This window comes from Collinsella sp. OM06-18AC (assembly GCF_003438785.1).
Lineage (GTDB): Bacteria > Actinomycetota > Coriobacteriia > Coriobacteriales > Coriobacteriaceae > Collinsella.
In genome coordinates this window covers 17663-33399 of sequence record NZ_QSTX01000013.1, presented here as the reverse complement: position 1 = coordinate 33399, position 15737 = coordinate 17663, and the positions used below count along the sequence as shown (strand labels likewise).

Annotated in this window: 13 protein-coding genes; 9 read left to right on the top strand and 4 right to left on the bottom strand. The window is 60.7% G+C overall.

Annotated features, from left to right (window positions below):
- The first annotated feature begins 64 nt into the window (after positions 1 to 64).
- From DXB86_RS08335 to DXB86_RS08305, 7 genes are all read left to right on the top strand, one after another.
- Positions 65 to 664 carry a hypothetical protein gene (locus DXB86_RS08335; protein ID WP_089573324.1) on the top strand — a complete coding sequence of 200 codons (600 nt, stop codon included), beginning with the start codon at positions 65 to 67 and terminating at the stop codon, positions 662 to 664.
- 49 nt (positions 665 to 713) lie between these two features.
- Positions 714 to 929, top strand: a complete 216-nt coding sequence (locus DXB86_RS08330; RefSeq protein ID WP_147330834.1) for a hypothetical protein — start codon at positions 714 to 716, stop codon at positions 927 to 929.
- An 18-nt stretch (positions 930 to 947) separates the two neighbouring features.
- The gene (locus DXB86_RS08325) at positions 948 to 2378 is read left to right on the top strand and encodes a hypothetical protein (RefSeq protein ID WP_117736794.1); all 1431 of its coding nucleotides are present in this window, start codon (positions 948 to 950) and stop codon (positions 2376 to 2378) included.
- 118 nt (positions 2379 to 2496) lie between these two features.
- Positions 2497 to 3213: a DUF554 domain-containing protein gene (locus tag DXB86_RS08320; RefSeq protein ID WP_199411025.1), complete on the top strand. Its 717-nt coding sequence runs from the start codon at positions 2497 to 2499 to the stop codon at positions 3211 to 3213.
- A gap of 87 nt (positions 3214 to 3300) precedes the next feature.
- Positions 3301 to 5046, top strand: coding sequence for a TerB N-terminal domain-containing protein (locus DXB86_RS08315; RefSeq protein WP_233504184.1), 1746 nt, complete (start codon positions 3301 to 3303; stop codon positions 5044 to 5046).
- Positions 5039 to 6343: an ATP-binding protein gene (locus DXB86_RS08310; protein WP_117736793.1), complete on the top strand. Its 1305-nt coding sequence runs from the start codon at positions 5039 to 5041 to the stop codon at positions 6341 to 6343. The genes DXB86_RS08315 and DXB86_RS08310 overlap by 8 nt, the downstream gene beginning before the upstream one ends.
- Before the next feature lie 116 nt (positions 6344 to 6459).
- Positions 6460 to 8904, top strand: a complete 2445-nt coding sequence (locus tag DXB86_RS08305; protein WP_117736792.1) for a DEAD/DEAH box helicase — start codon at positions 6460 to 6462, stop codon at positions 8902 to 8904.
- 26 nt (positions 8905 to 8930) lie between these two features.
- Here DXB86_RS08305 and DXB86_RS08300 read toward each other — a convergent pair whose 3' ends face one another.
- The 4 genes from DXB86_RS08300 to DXB86_RS08285 all read right to left on the bottom strand — a co-directional run bounded on the left by DXB86_RS08300 (position 8931) and on the right by DXB86_RS08285 (position 13424).
- Entirely contained in the window at positions 8931 to 9809 is an 879-nt protein-coding gene (locus DXB86_RS08300) for a spermidine synthase (protein WP_117736791.1), read from the bottom strand.
- On the bottom strand, positions 9810 to 11717 hold the full coding sequence (locus tag DXB86_RS08295) for an elongator complex protein 3 (protein ID WP_117736790.1): 1908 nt from the start codon (positions 11715 to 11717) through the stop codon (positions 9810 to 9812).
- Between the two features lie 97 nt (positions 11718 to 11814).
- On the bottom strand, positions 11815 to 12711 hold the full coding sequence (locus tag DXB86_RS08290; protein ID WP_158555306.1) for a DUF4097 family beta strand repeat-containing protein: 897 nt from the start codon (positions 12709 to 12711) through the stop codon (positions 11815 to 11817).
- Positions 12711 to 13424, bottom strand: coding sequence for a helix-turn-helix domain-containing protein (locus DXB86_RS08285; RefSeq protein WP_117736788.1), 714 nt, complete (start codon positions 13422 to 13424; stop codon positions 12711 to 12713). Before DXB86_RS08285 ends, DXB86_RS08290 begins: the two co-directional genes overlap by 1 nt.
- Positions 13425 to 13691: 267 nt before the next feature.
- On the opposite strand from DXB86_RS08285, the gene DXB86_RS08280 reads away from it, so the two are divergent.
- Both DXB86_RS08280 and DXB86_RS08275 read left to right on the top strand, forming a co-directional pair.
- Complete coding sequence (locus DXB86_RS08280; RefSeq protein WP_117736787.1) at positions 13692 to 14564, top strand: hypothetical protein; 873 nt, start codon at positions 13692 to 13694, stop codon at positions 14562 to 14564.
- Positions 14565 to 14683: 119 nt separating this feature from the next.
- On the top strand, positions 14684 to 15523 hold the full coding sequence (locus DXB86_RS08275) for a tRNA (guanosine(46)-N(7))-methyltransferase TrmB (RefSeq protein WP_117736786.1): 840 nt from the start codon (positions 14684 to 14686) through the stop codon (positions 15521 to 15523).
- Positions 15524 to 15737: the final 214 nt, after the last annotated feature.

The window sequence follows — 15737 nt, the reverse complement described above, 5'->3', positions numbered from 1 at the left end:
GCAATTCACCAGCATTCGTCCAATCATCGCGGGGACGGCCCGCGGCGAATAGAAAGGAACGACCATGGACATCACCAGGAACATGAACGGAGCCAGAGCGCTCGTCGTGGGCGCAGGGCTCGCGCTCGCGCTCGCAATGGGCGCCGCCCCGACGCCAGCTCTGGCAGCCGGGCGCGTTGGAACCACGAAAGTAATGGTCAGGACCGAGATCGACAACGTAGAGTTCAAAGTTCCGACGGTTATTCCCTTCGTCGCCAAGGCCGACGGCACGCTTCAGGGCCCCTCAGAAGACGCGACCACCATCGACAATCATTCGGCCTACGGCATCCATGTCACCAACATGAAGATCGACGCCATGAACACCTGGACCATTGCCGCCGACGCCAAGGCCGGAACCGCGCAGAATTCCATCGACTTTAAGGTCGGCCCCGACGGCGCACTCCAGAACGCCAGCGCCGCAATGCAGGAGACGGGCCTCGATCTTTCCAAGAATGCAGCCTTCGACATGGGCTACCAGGGCATTGCCGGCGGCACGGACAAAATTAAGCTCAAGACAAGCGGAAACGTCGCCCGCGTCACGCGCGACATCTTCCGCGTAACCGGCGAAGGCGATCAGGTTGCAACGATCACCTGGACGGTCGAGCCCGGTGCGCACACGGCATAAGGCTATCGCCCTGGCCGCCACCGTCAGCATCCTAGCGTTTGGGCCAGCCATGGCCTTTGCCCAGCAAGAACAGGCACAGGCCGCCACGCAAGTGACGGTCGATCTCTCGGAACTCGACCGCGGCGACCGCGAGGAACCGTTGGCGCAGACAGGCGACAGACGATGGCTCTTGGCAGTAGGTGCCACAACAGCAGGCGCGGGGACCGCCGGCCTCGGTCTGCACATCAAACACAGCCAGAAACAAAACACGGATAGGCCGCACTAAATTAGCTAAGGAGACCCCATGGCATCGAAGAACCTTTTGCCCGTCGTCGCACTCTGCGGCGCGCTCGCAACCGGAACGCCTGTCGCCGCTTGGGCGACTCCCGTCATGGCAGACTCCTTACCAGCAGCCCTAAGCTCCGCACCAAATCCGTCGAGCGCCATTGCGTGTAAGCGTTTTTCGATTGCACAGGCCGCAATCTCAACCTCGGGATGCCTTCGTCGTAATACGGACGGCTCGATAGTCGTGGATATCAATCGTTCGAACAAGGTAAACGGCTCCCAGGCGGGGTGCGCCGTCTGCACGTGGCGCTCGGTTGTGCTCGATGCAGATGGCGATCCATGCAATTTAGAGCTGCGCATCGACATCGCTTCGGTCGATGACTCGGCGAACGGAGCGAAGGTCGCCTTTGACGGTGCGTTTTTCGAGAAAGGAGGCGGTATATGTCTGGGCTGCGCCGCCGCGAATGTAGACGACACGCAGCCCACCCTCTCATTCACGGCATCGTTGCGGCTGGCCAAAGCCGGCACCGATGCCATCGCGGCGGGAGAAGCATCCCTGCTGTTCTACGCCGCCAGCACCAAAGATACAGACGCTCATTTCGAGAAGCCAGCCGGATCACTCAGCCTTACACGAGGGATAGAGGCAGGCCCTATTGAAATCGATGCCCACGCGCAAAGCAGGCAACGCATTCTTGCCGACCCGGCGCTTCTCGAAATGGAGTGGAACGGATCCGGAGCCATCGGAATTCTCCCCTCCGCGCTTGACGCCAAGACGCTCCCCTCAAACGACGAACCCATCAACGCAACCATACAAGAAGAGAGTGCGGACAAGGAAGCGGGTGCGGGCGACACGTCATCGCCGACAAACAGCGTCCCAGCTTCTTTCGAAGCACCGAATGAGCCCGCTACCGATCAAAACGATCCCGAGCTCGCGGACAGTCTGGGGCTTGCTGATCCTCAAGAAATCGATGAAGGTAACTGCTGCGTGTTTGCCGCGCTCGACCACACGGAGGTCATCGACGCTGCAAGCATCGAAGTTGCCGCCGCCAATCAGCCCGTCCGCAAGTCGGCCATCATCGCATTTCCTGAATCCATCGAAGTCGTCTTTTTGCCATCGGGCGAGGTCGTGGCCCCAACACTGCTCACCTTGTTGGGCGCCAAGAATACTCGAAACGAAATTAAAAAGGTCACGGTTGTCGACCCTGCAACCACCGCTAAATTGCGCCTATACGCCGTTGCCCCAGACGGAGGCAAGACCTTGGAATTCGATGGCGACACACTCCTAGCCTGGCGACGTCTGGACATTATGCAAGACGTCTCGTATCAGATCGAACTCGAAGGGGTTGATCGTACCCGCGATGCCAATATCATCGCCGCGGCTATTGAATCCCCACAGCGGCTTATGACACTGCGCTTTGACTACTATCCCTATGTCCCGACAACCACCTGAGGCTTAAATACTGCGCGTCGTTGCTAATACCACTTATATAACGTATTAGATGAGTCGCGATGTGTCTCGCATTCCATTCTGCTACGATTGCCACGTTGGCATCAATACAGGAGGGCTCATGCCGGGCTTGGGAACAATCATCAACGTTGTCCTTTTAGTTGCGGGCGGTCTTTTGGGATTAGCGGGCGGTCGCTTTATCACACCGCGTATCCAAGACACGCTCATGAAAGCGTCGGGGCTGTGCGTCCTGTTTATCGGCCTTGGCGGCACCATGCAAAAGATGCTCCTTATCGATGGAAAGGCGCTGTCGACCACCGGTACCACCATGCTCATCGTCTCATTTGCGCTCGGTTCGCTCATCGGCGAGGCCGTCGACTTGGAAGCCGCCATTGAGAACCTTGGCGAATGGCTCAAGCGCAAAACCGGCAGCGAGGGCGATAACGAGTTCACCAACGCTTTTGTCTCGACTTCGCTCACCGTGTGTATCGGCGCCATGGCCATTGTGGGATCGATTCAGGACGGCCTGCTCGGCGACTGGTCAACGCTTGCCCTCAAGGGCGCACTGGACTGCATCATCGTCTGCACCATGACGGCCTCACTTGGCCGCGGCTGCATCTTTTCCGCCCTGCCCGTCGCCGTGTTCCAGGGGACGATCACGCTGTTTGCCGGTGCACTCTCCCCCATCATGACCACGGCAGCCCTCGACAGCCTTTCGCTCGTAGGCTCCATGCTCATCTTCTGCGTCGGCGTCAACCTTATCCGTCCTCAGACCTTCCGCACTGCCAATATGCTTCCCTCCGTCATCATCGCCGTCATCTACGCCCTCCTGTTCTAAATCTATCTACGTAGCGGTATCTCGAACATCTGTTTGATGCTGTGCTATGATATGAGGTCACCGTAGCTGCGTTCGAGAGGAGGAGCGGTGGCCGACCAGGACATCAAGATGCTCATCGAGCGCATTATGGCCGAGGCTCGGACCCATCAGTCCGCCCGCTTCTCAAACGAAATCTACGCAGACGAGCCGATTCTCAAGACCGGCCGACAGATGCAGAACTTCCTCCCCGACCAATACCGCAAGATGCGTGAGATATCGCGTTGGCAGGATGACCCAAAGGGCGGCGCGGGCCGTTGGCTTTCGGAAGCCGAACTTTTCTACCGCCAAGGTCTGCTGATGGCCGACTTCGAGGACGATTGCCCCTACAACGGCACCTTTAAGTCGTACTTTCCCACCTACAATGCCATGAGCGATCGACAGTTGCGCGGCTACTTTACCTGGCGTGCCCAAGTGCGCCGCGGCAATATCGAGGAGACATCGACCTCGTTTGCCTTTCTGTATCTCTACGAATTGATCTGCGGCATTGGCGTCGACAATCCGCGTGACGGCTATGGCAAGATCAAGGCATTTTGGGATGCCTATCGCGCCTTTGAACCCGGCATCGACCGGTTCGCACGCGTGTGGCTGCAGGACTACGCCGTGTTCCATGAGCTCGACCCCAAGCTGCTTCGCGACTCTAAAACCGTCGCATTCGACAACGCCCTCATCGAGCTGCGCCGCGCAGCGCGAGACCTTGTACCCGCGCCGGCGCCGTCAGACCTGCCGCCTGCGCGTCGCAAGACCTCCGGGCCCACGCTTCCCCTTCCGCCCGATGAGGCACATGAGGAGCGGCTCATGGCTGCCATCGACGCACTCTCGACATACAACCTGAATAGCTCACGGCTCGACCGTTCCCACCATCGCGACCTGCGCCACGTGGCATGCGCCGTGTATGTCCGTATGGCGCGCTACTATGACACGCACCGAAAAAACGGCATCGTAGCGAGCTTGTTTGGGGAGGAGACGGCCATGCCCTACACCATGTTTGCCTCGGCCGTGTTCTTTGCTCCCGAGCGCCACGAGGACTGCGAATATCGCCTGGACCCCATTCACATCTACCGTTGCCAAAATGGCTTTTGGGAATGCATGCGCATCCACGGCAGCAGACAAAAAAGTAGCAAGCTCGGTGAGATGATGCGCGCTTGTGACCAGCGCCTGCGCCTGGCCCTGGACCCTGCCCATCCCCTTAAGGAAGAAAAGATCCCCAAATATCTGGCTAAAATTATCGATGACGAGATCACGGCATGGCTTTCATGGGATGCCGCGCATCAGCCCGTCAAGATCGATATCGACCTAAGCCAGCTGGGGCACATTCGGAGCGCCGCCGCACAAACGCGCGAGGCGCTTTTGATCGACGAGGAGCGCGAGGACGGCACGCTTGCGGATGCCGAGGCGGCAGTTGCCGAACGACGGGAAGCCGAGCCCGTGGCCGACACGATCGCCGAACCAGTCGCGACGACCATGCAGCAGGACGAGGCTAGCGAGCCGACCATCTCCACCGAGCAGTTTGGCGTCGTAGCCCCGCTCCTCGCATCGGCGCCCACGCCCGCCGACACCGCGTCCGCACTCGACCCCGCCGCAGACGCCTATCTTCGAGCACTACTCGAGCAAAACGCAGCGCAGACGGCATCGGCGGTGGCAAAGTCGGGCAAGAGTGAGGACATGCTCGTCGACAGCATCAACGAAGTGCTCTTTGGCCTGGTGGGCGACACCATTATTGAATTTGGCCCAGCAGGACCGCAAATTATCGAGGACTACGAAGCAGACGTGAGAGGATACTTAGACCATGAGTGATACCGCATCCGCAGCACCCCGCGTGCCCAAGCGCGTCGCCGCCGTCATTCTCAACTCGCTCAAGGGCGGCGTTGTCCCGCGCATTGGCCTTCCCTATATCACCGTGGGGCGAGAGGTCGAGATCCGTGCTCTGCTCACCGACCTGAGCCTCATCGCCGATGGCGGCGCAAGCTTCCGTTTTCTAGTCGGTCGCTACGGCGCCGGCAAGAGCTTTTTGCTCCAGACCATCCGAACGCATGCCATGGGCGAAGGCTTTGTGGTCGCCGATGCCGACCTTTCCCCCGAACGCCGTCTACAGGGCGGCCAGGGCCAGGGCCTCGCCACCTATCGCGAGCTCATCCGCAACATATCGACCAAGACGCGCCCCGAGGGTGGCGCGCTCAACCTTATCCTGGATCGCTGGGTCGCCTCGTGTGCCGACGCCGATGAGTCTGCCGTTAATGCCCAACTGGCCCCGCTCGAGGAGATGGTCCACGGCTTTGACTTTGTCCGCATGCTCCGCCGTTATCGCACGGCCGTCTCGGAGGGTGACGAAGACGCCATGAGCCGCGTGACCAAATGGATTCGCGGCGAGTACCGCACCAAGAGCGAGGCGCGCGCCGAGCTAGGCTCCTCGACCATCATCAGCGACGACGACTGGTACGACTACGTTAAGCTCATTGCGCGCTTTTTGGTCTGCAGCGGCTACAAGGGCATGTTGGTGCTCATCGACGAGCTCGTGAATCTATACAAGATTCCCAACGCGATCACGCGCCAATATAACTACGAGAAGATCCTGACCATGTACAACGACACGCTCCAGGGCAAAGCGCAGTACCTGGGCGTGATCATGGGCGGCACGCCGACCTCTATCGAGGACCGCCGCCGCGGCGTCTTTTCCTACGAGGCCCTTCGGAGCCGTCTCGCTCAGGGCCGTTTTGCGCGCGATGATCTCAAAGACATGCTCGCGCCCATCATCCGCCTGCAGCCGCTCACCTACGAGGAGCTGCTGGTGCTCATCGAAAAGCTCATGCAAATTCACGCCGGCTACTTTGGCTGGACGCCCACGCTTACCGAGAACGACTTGGTGGACTTCCTCAAGATTGAGTTTGGCCGCGTGGGGGCCGACACGCATCTGACGCCCCGCGAGGTCATCCGCGACTTTATCGAACTGCTCGATATCCTGTGTCAAAACCCCGATGCTAACGTGGCCGAGTTACTGCAAAGCGTCGGTGGCGACGCGCTGGCGCCGGCAGCCGCAACAGACGACACCGGCACCGCAGGCGGCGACCGCAACTTCGCCGAGTTCACCATCTAACCTGCCAAAAAGGGACAGGTTTATTTTGGCAGGTTTTATCTGGGCAAACGCCGATGTTGCAAGCTATCGAGCCGTTGCCCGTTGCGTTGATCAGCCCGTTGTTGAGAGGAGGTCCCATGAACGCCTTTGACCGATATGCCCCGTTTATCCAAGACTTCATCTACTCCCACGATTGGGAGAGTCTGCGCTCCATCCAGGTTGCGGCGGCAGATGCCATCTTCAACACGCAAGACAATGTGCTCCTGACGGCATCCACGGCATCTGGCAAAACTGAGGCGGCCTTCTTTCCCATCCTGACCGAGTTTTGGGAGAACCCGCCCGCGAGCGTGGGCGCCCTCTACATTGGCCCCCTCAAAGCACTCATCAACGACCAGTTCGTTCGCCTCAACGACCTCTGCGAAGAGGCCGATATCCCTGTCTGGCACTGGCACGGCGATGTCTCGCAGTCGCACAAGGCCAAGCTCATCAAAAAACCGAGCGGCATCTTGCAGATTACGCCCGAATCACTCGAGGCGCTCCTGATCCATAAGCACATGGCGATCCCGCGCATGTTTTGCGACCTGCGCTACGTGGTCATCGACGAGGTCCACTCGCTCATGCGCGGCGACCGTGGCGGGCAGACGCTCTGCCTTGTCGAGCGACTCTCGCGCATGGCCGGCGTGCAGCCCCGCCGAATTGGCCTTTCGGCCACCATCGGCGACCCCGAGCGCACGGGTGCCTTTCTCTCACAGGGAACGGGGCGCAACTGCGTTATCCCCCGTTTTGAGGAACCGCGCCGCGTGTGGCGCATCTCCATGGAGCACTTCTATAACTCGGGTCCCCAGGCGCAGCAGCGAGGATTCGAGAGCGCAGGTCCCCAAGAGGCCGAGGTGCTTGCGTGCGAGCGCATCGAGGCGGCGACGCCCACGGCACTACCCACCGGCACCCAGGACAGACGTCACAGCGGACAACTCACGCAGGAGGAGCGCCGCCAGCGTCGCGAACAGGCACAGGACAAGGCTACTTCCAGGGATCGCCGCGCTTCCTCGGCCCCCGAGGGCGAAGTCGACATCCCACGGGCAACCGAACAGGCACTTCTCAACCCCACCGACACCGCACCCGACAACGCCGACCCCGGCATGGGCTACATCTTTGAACATACCCGCGGCCGCAAGTGTCTGGTCTTTGCCAACTCGCGCGAGGAGGCAGAGGCCGTGTGCTCCATGTTGCGCAGCTACTGTGATAACCGGCACGAGCCAGACCGCTTCCTTATCCATCATGGCAACCTCTCGGCATCGCTACGCGAGACCGCCGAGGAGATCATGCGCGACGAGGAACAGGCGCAGACAACCGTCACCACCTCCACGCTGGAGCTCGGCATTGATATCGGTCGCCTGAAGCGCGCGTTCCAGATCGATGCACCGTTTACCGTCAGCTCCTTTTTGCAGCGCATGGGACGCACGGGACGCCGCGATCTTCCGCCCGAGATGTGGTTTGTCATGCGCGAGGAGGAACCCGAGCCGCGCACGATGATGCCCGAGACCATTCCGTGGAAGCTCCTCCAGGGCATCGCGCTCGTACAACTCTATCGCGAGGAAAAGTGGGTCGAGCCGCCCGAGCTCGATCGACTCCCCTACAGTTTGCTCTATCACCAGACCATGTCGACGCTCGCCAGCACCGGCGAGCTCACACCGGCCGAGCTTGCTCAGCGTGTGCTCACGCTCAGCTATTTCCACCGCGTCTCAGCCGATGACTATCGCATTCTGCTGCGCCACCTCATCAAGATCGACCACATCCAGGCCACCGAGGGCGGTGGGCTCATCGTGGGTCTCGCGGGCGAGCGCATCATCAACAACTTTAAGTTCTACGCTGTGTTCCAGGAAAACGAGGAGTTTACCGTTCGCAGCGAATCGGCCGAGCTGGGCACGATCGTTAATCCGCCCCCGCCCGGTGAGCGCATCGCCATCGCCGGACACTGCTGGATTGTCGAGGAAGTGGACTGGAAGCGCCACACTGTCTTTGCCACGCAGGTCAAGGGCCGGGTGCCGGCCTACTTTGGCGACTGCCCCGGCGACATTAACACGCATGTGCTCGAGCGCATGCGCAAGGCGCTCAACGAGCACGCGACATATCCGTACCTTATGGGTAACGCACGGGCCCGCTTGGCGCAGGCTCGTCATACCGCCGAGATTTCGGGGGCGGGAACCAAGCCGCTCATTAACCTGGGCGGCGATACCTGGGTGCTCTTCCCCTGGCTGGGCAGCTACGCCTTTTTGGCGCTCGAGCGCATGCTCAAAATTAAATGTGCCGCGGAGCTGGGCCTTCGCGGGCTCGATCCGTCACGCCCGTACTTTATGCAGTTTAAGATGAAGGCCGACGAGGAGACGTTCTTTGAGGTGCTCGCCGCCGAGGCCGAGAAGGACTTCGATCCCATCGAGCTCGTCTATCCTGGCGAGGTGCCTTACTTTGACCGCTACGACGAGTTTGTTCCCGAAGAGCTCGTGCGCAAGGGCTTTGCCGAAGGCGTGCTCGACATCGAGGGTATGAAGCAGCGCGTTCTCGGCTGGCGCGATCACGCCTAAGACCAGTCTTTTTTTGACGGGGAGACTTACTTGTCGTGAAGGACGGTGCCGAGGAAGTCGGTGTCGAAGGGCACGGCTTCGGCAAAGGCGTAGTCGCCGTCGCTGGCGATGAGCAGGTAGTTTTCCTCGCCGCCGAACTTCGCATCGCCACATGGGACCACCCAGGCGTGGACGAATACCTCGAGTGCCGTGGCAGCGCAGTCGCGAAGGAACGTCACATCGCCCCCCTCGTTTGCGCTCACAATATTGGCCACGTAGATACCCCTGGGGTTCAGGCTGCCTCGCACCAGGCGCAGCGCCTCAACCGTCGCCAGCTCGCGAACGGGCTCGGCACCGCCAAAGCAATCGCTCACGACTACGTCGTAGCGACGATGGCCCACGCTCGTCACACCCAGATACGAGCGAGCCTCGGCGGTAATCACCCGCAGGCGATCGCCCACCGTGTGCTCCAGTTCGTCCAGATAGAACCAACGGCGCGCCAAGCGCGTTATCTCTCCGTCATACTCGATGACGTCCATACGCAAGCCCTCATGCGACAACAGTGCAAACTTGGGATAGGAAAACCCACCGCCGCCGAGCATAAGCATGCGGTCGATGCCGTGACCATAAGCGTCGCGCATTGCATCCTCGGCCTCAAACACATCGTCAAATGCACGATAGTACGCAAAGGCCGGCTCCGCCCAACGCTCGCCAACATAGCTCGCGCTTTGGTAAACGCCGCCCTGCACGAGCACACGGACCTCGTCACCGCCCTCATTGTGCATGCGCTTCACCCGCGCCAGCCCGTTGCGGGTACGTGCGACCTGCAAACAGGCAGCGCGAACAGCGACGGCGGCCGCACCAAGCGCCGCGGCTCCCAGGGCAACGCCGGCAACGACGCCGGCAGAAACACTTGGCTTGTTCATCTAGAGCTCCTTCTGCAGATAGAGTCCATGGTCATAAAACCCAAGATGGCGATAGTACTCGCGCGTACCGATCGCGCTGATCACGTTGATGTGCGTATAACCGGCATCCCGAGCTATCTGGCACGCACGCTCCACGAGCAAACGTCCCAATCCATGGTGCTGCGCCGCCTGACCCTGATCGCCCACGCGCGCCGCCATGCCGTACACGTGCACCTCGCGAATCATCGCCTCGTCCGGCGTCGTCGGCAGCTCGTCCACATGCGCGGCAACAAAAGCGCGATCGGGCAGCGACAACCGCAAAAAGCCCGCGATCTTGCCCCGCGGCGTCACCCATTGCAAAAAGTGCTCGTAAGTCACCGGCGTCTCGTACGCCACTTCCTCATCAAGGGTCAACTCGTCCAGGTCGGCACCCGCCGTGCTGATCTCGCGATAGCGAATCTCACGCACCGTCGCACCGTCACCCCGAGCAGCCAGGCGGTTCTCGACGAGCTGACGCAGGTTGGGCTTCTTGTTGCCCACCATGATGTCGTCGGAGCTAAAGTCGCGAATCATGCGGCTGATACGACAGAATGCCGGCGTCACCACGATGTCATCGGCCAACACGTCGAGCAGCTCTTCCTCGGTATAGGGGCGCCACTCGCCACGCTCGTAACAGCCCACCAGACGCGAGCCCTCGATGAGCGCGCACGGGTAGACCTTGACCTCGTCGGGCATAAAGGCGCCCTCGGTCATAAAGCGCTCGTAGTCACGCTTGTCCCCCTCAGGCGTAGCACCCAACAAGTTGAGCATAAAGTGCGCGTGGATCTTAAAGCCAAACAGGCGCGCGAGCGAAAACGCCCGCTCGATCTGCGCCACCGAAATGCGGCGCTCGTTGATATCGAGCAGGTGCTGGTCAAGGCTTTGGATGCCCATCTGTATCTTGGTGCAACCCAGGCGGCGGATGAGCGTGAGGGCCTGCGGCGTTACAGCATCGGGGCGCGTCTCGATAACGAGCCCCACCACGCGATGCTTCGCCGTCTCGTTGATGCGCTGCTGGCGCTCGAGCTCCTCCATCGTTGCCGTCTGCCACTCGGTGGCCTCGCCCCACGGCGTACCGGGGCCGTACAGACGACGCACCGCACGGTTGTAGCCGCCCACGGCAGCATCCACACGCCCCTGCTCGTCGGCAACGCCGCTCGCAAGCTCAGCCTCATCGGTCGCAATACCGGCAGCCCGATAGCGCTCGCGACGCTCCGCTACCACCGGCGGCAGGGCATCGGCGGGAGCGTCATCGAGCAGGCGCCCCGCCTCGACACGACTGATGCCCGGACGCGCCAGCATGGGGTTGGCCGCCACGCCGGCGACGGCATCGTCATTGAGCGCACGGAAAAGTTCCGACATAAACCATGTCTGATAGCCTTCCGGATAGTCGCTCCAGGTGCCACCGAGCACGATGAGCTCAATCTTGTCGGTCGCATGCCCCATCTGCGAAAGCGCGGTCAGACGAGCGCTCACCTGCAGATACGGATCGAAGCGGTTTTGCTCCGCGCGGGCGCACGCCGGCTCGTCGTGCAGATAGCTTTTGGGCATGCGCAGATCGCTGGGGCAAAACAGGCAATCGCCCGAACAGGGCCACGGCTTGGTGATGACGGTAATGGTCGCCACGCCCGAAGCCGTGCGACGCGGCTTCATCCTCAGCACTCGCAGCAACTGGCGTTCCAGATCGGCATCGACATTCCACGCAGCCCAACGAGCCGGCTCCTCGCGTTTAACCCGCTGGTAGAACGGCAGCAGACGGCGCTTGGCCAGATCGCGCTTGTCGGCACCCTCACGGCGTGCCTCGGCATGTATCAGTTTGACGAGCGCCTTGTCGTCCACGGTCTCGCCGCGACGCAGGGCCTCGAGTATGTTCAAGATAATCTGTTCCATGCCCCCATTGTAAAGGCAAAGGCGCCGGAGCCGACCTCGGCTTCGGCGCCTTCATCAAACAGCGCGTCTATGCTTACGGGTTTTCGAAAACTGCCCGTCACTCCGAACCAAAGGACACGTCGCCCGAGCCGACCTCAAAACGATACGTGGCGGACTTATCACCGTTGTCGAACTCAAGATTCGAAACGGCCTCACCATCGTAGCCATCCGGGAGGAAATCGCTCTCGAAGTCACCGCTGCCCAGGGTAAGACTCGCCTTAAAGCCCGTAGAGTTCGGAACCGTCATCTCCACATCGCCCGAGCCCACGGTAACATCCATCGAGTTCGCGGGGGCCTGATTCAGGTCAAACGTCACATCGCCCGAACCAACCTCGGCGCTGAGCGCATCAGTCACGCCGCCCGCAAACTTTACATCTCCCGAGTTCAGGAAAAGATCGAAGCCATCGCAGATGATGCCGGCGATCTGCAGATCACCCGAACGTACGTGCGCGTTAACTCCCTTCAGATGTTCGGCAACACGGCGCGGCAGCTCAACCGTAACCGAGCGATCGATTGCCTTACCGTCATCACTGCTAAACTGGGAAACCTTGAGCGTCGAGTCCTCGACGGATGCGATGTTTTGCGTCGCGGCCTTGGAGGCATCCATACCCTCGGCAACGCGCCCCCGCTCGATAACGCGAGTCTTGTTGCCATCAACAACCTTGACGTCCACCGAAGCCGCATTGATATCGAAATCGAGGTAGCGAAACTCATCGGCATCAAAGGTCGCACTCGAAAGCTGCTGAGGCTGAGCGGAATACTTACCGCCATCGTTCAAAACATCGGCGTCAACCGCATCGTCCCTACCGGACAAGCCGGATGCAATAGTGCCGAGATCCCACGGACCATCAAAATGAATCCATGTCCGCGAAGCGCCAAAGACAAGCCCAACAATAAGCACAAACGCTCCGATGCCAACGCCCAGACGCACCTTAGATTCATGCGAGAGCTTCATCATTCATCACCTTCTTTGGCAATCGGCTCAGCGGTAGTCGCGGTAGCCACGTCAGTATCAACCGCAGCGGAAACATCCTGAGCCTTAGCCGCCTCCGGCGCCGGACCAACCTGAATATCCCCGCGTGCCCAATCGCCATCGAGCGCACGCGCCACCCAGTGATAGATGGGGATTGTAAAGAAGATCAGCACGGCAAAGGAGCCACCAAACAGGAACATCAGCAAAAAGAACAGCAGCCAGCACACAGCCCAATACGGAAACGACTGGAACGGGCCCTTCACCGGAGTCGAGCCAGCTGCGCCGCCACTCGTCACCTGCGCCGTAGCGGCATTGGCGGCCTGCGCACTCCAGCTTGCCGCTTGCGCCGCCTTGGCGGCGGCATCACTCGCCTGTGTTGCCGCCTCGGTGGCACGTGCCGCCGCCTCATGGGTGCGTGCGCGCTCTGCCGCCTCGGCCTCGCGCTGACGAGCGCGGTCCTCGTTCTCAAACTCGATATCGTCCTCAATCTCATCGCTCGGATTAAGCAGCTCGTCCAGGCTCACGCCATAGAGTTTGGCGAGCGAGATCAGGTTCTCGGTATCGGGCGAGCTCTCCGCACGCTCCCATTTACTGACCGCCTGGCGCGACAGCCCCAGCTTTCGCGCCAGCCCTTCTTGGCTAAAACCCTTGCTGCGACGAAGGTCGGCGAGCCGCTGCGCAGTTTCTACATTCATGGTTCCTCCTATGTGATGCCAGCCGTGCCGCCGGACCGTTTTTGTTCTTAAGGCGCCTTGCACAGTTAAAAATCTATCCGCCACCGCCAAAAGCATGCCACCTATTCTAGTGAGATTTTTGACAACCGGCGGTTGCGGGTGCATATGAGCTGCGGAAATGTGTCCAAACGAAGCAATGGCACCTAGCCCGGTTGTCCCCGTTGCGGCGTTAACGGTAGTATGGTCGTACTTTTTATTCCGCACCGCCAACGGAGGGAGTCCCGCGCCGTGAACCGCGATTTCGCCTCATCGCTCATCCAGCTCAACAACACGTTCTATCGCGAGCACTCCGCCTCCTTTTCCGATACGCGTCAGGCCCCGTGGCCCGGCTGGGTGCGCACCATGGACATTGCGCTCGAACAGCTCGACGTCGCCACGATCGAGCATCCCGTCCGCGTCTTCGACCTTGCCTGCGGCAACATGCGCTTCGAGAACTTTGCCGCCGGCGGCACGCTGGCTGCCAAAGGCGTGGACGGCACGAGCCCCTCGGCAGACGCCAGCTGCCCCTTCGAGTTCTATGGTGTCGACTCGTGCCAGGACCTGGCCATCGATGCACGCGGCCACGCCCTGCGCATTCCCAACCTGCACTTCCAGGAACTCGACGTACTCGACGCCCTTATGAAGCTCAACCCCGCCGAGACACCCGACGTGCTTTTCGACGCCCCGCTCGCCGACATCTCGGTCTGTTTTGGCTTTATGCACCACGTACCATCGTGCGAGTACCGCGTACGCGTACTTGATGCCTTGGTGCGCCAAACGCGCCCGGGCGGCATCATCGCTATCAGCTTTTGGGAGTTTATGAACGACGAGCGCATGGCGCGCAAGGCCGTTCGCGCCGAAGCCCGCGCCGAGCTCACCCCGCCGTTTGAGGGTTACGATTCCGCGCAGTTTGAAGCCGGCGACCACCTCATTGGCTGGCAAAACGACCGCCACGCCTACCGCTATTGTCATCACTTTGACGATCAGCAGATCACCGACCTGGTGCGCGGCGTCCGTACGTTCTACAAGAGCGGCGAGGTCCCCGTGCGCGAGCTTGAGCGTTTCCATGCCGACGGTCGCAGCGGCGAGCTCAACCGCTATGTGGTCCTCAAGCGTCTGTAGGCATCGGCGACTCGCCGCCGAGCCGCGCCGCAACGTTCGGGCAAACTATGCCCATCTTTTTCCAACCCATTGACGGAACGCGCCTGCATTGTGTTCCATACGTATGACCAAGGAGCCTCATGGGAGCCGTCCACGTTCGCACCCCTAAGAACTTTGTGCTCGAGGAGCGCCTGGAGCGCAACGCCAATGCGATTGAGACGAACCCCGAGCCTTATGCCGGGAATTGGCGCGAAGCCTGCGCGCCAGCCGGCGGCGCACCCTTCACCCGCCTTCATCTGGATCTGGGCTGCGGCAAAGGCACCTATCTGGTTGAGCAAGCTCGCCGTGAGCCCGACACGCTCTTTATCGGTATGGACCAGGAGCCCATCTGCATCGCCTATGCCGCACAGAAAATCTGCGAGCAGGGGCTGTCCAACGCACTCGTCCTGCCCCGAGGTGCCGCATCGCTGCCGCAGCTATTTGCCGCAGGCGAGCTCGATGCCATCACCATCAACTTTCCCACGCCGCAGCCCAAGGCCAAGTACGCCAAAAAGCGACTCGTCCATGTCGACCACCTAATGCTGTACCGTCCGCTCTTTGCAGCCGGCGCCACCGTCACGCTGCGCACCGACAGTAGGCCATTGCGCGACTACGCCTTGGGGCAGTTTGCTGCGGCCGGCTATGACACGCTTTGGGTAAGCGACGACGTCCGCCGCGACCATCCCGAGCACCCCGAGACCGAATACGAGCGCCGCACGCGCGAGATGGGTGCCGTCGTCTATGGCATTTGCGCCACACCCGGCGCACATCCCAGTGACGATGCGCTCACGGCGGGTCACATGCAGGAGCAAAGTCTTGCCTGCTACCTGCCCGATAACCTCGATGAGCTCACCTATGTGCCTCTGGGCATGGAAGAAGCCGTCGAGAACTTTAAAAACCGCGCCCGTAAAGGCAAAAAGCGCCTGCCGCAGGAGTCCTAGGGCTTTTGATGGCCGCGGCGTTGACAACCAAGCGCAAATAGGCGCCGACGAACGGCCCTCAAACCTAAGTGAGTAGACTTTTTGACAACAGCCGAGCACAACCCGTATGGCAAAAACTAAAACCGCAGGTAGAGACCTTGCGTAAAAACCATGTGCTCGCGATATCGCAAAAAGTCTACTCACTTAGCTGGCGACTGCACCAAACGGCTGGGCA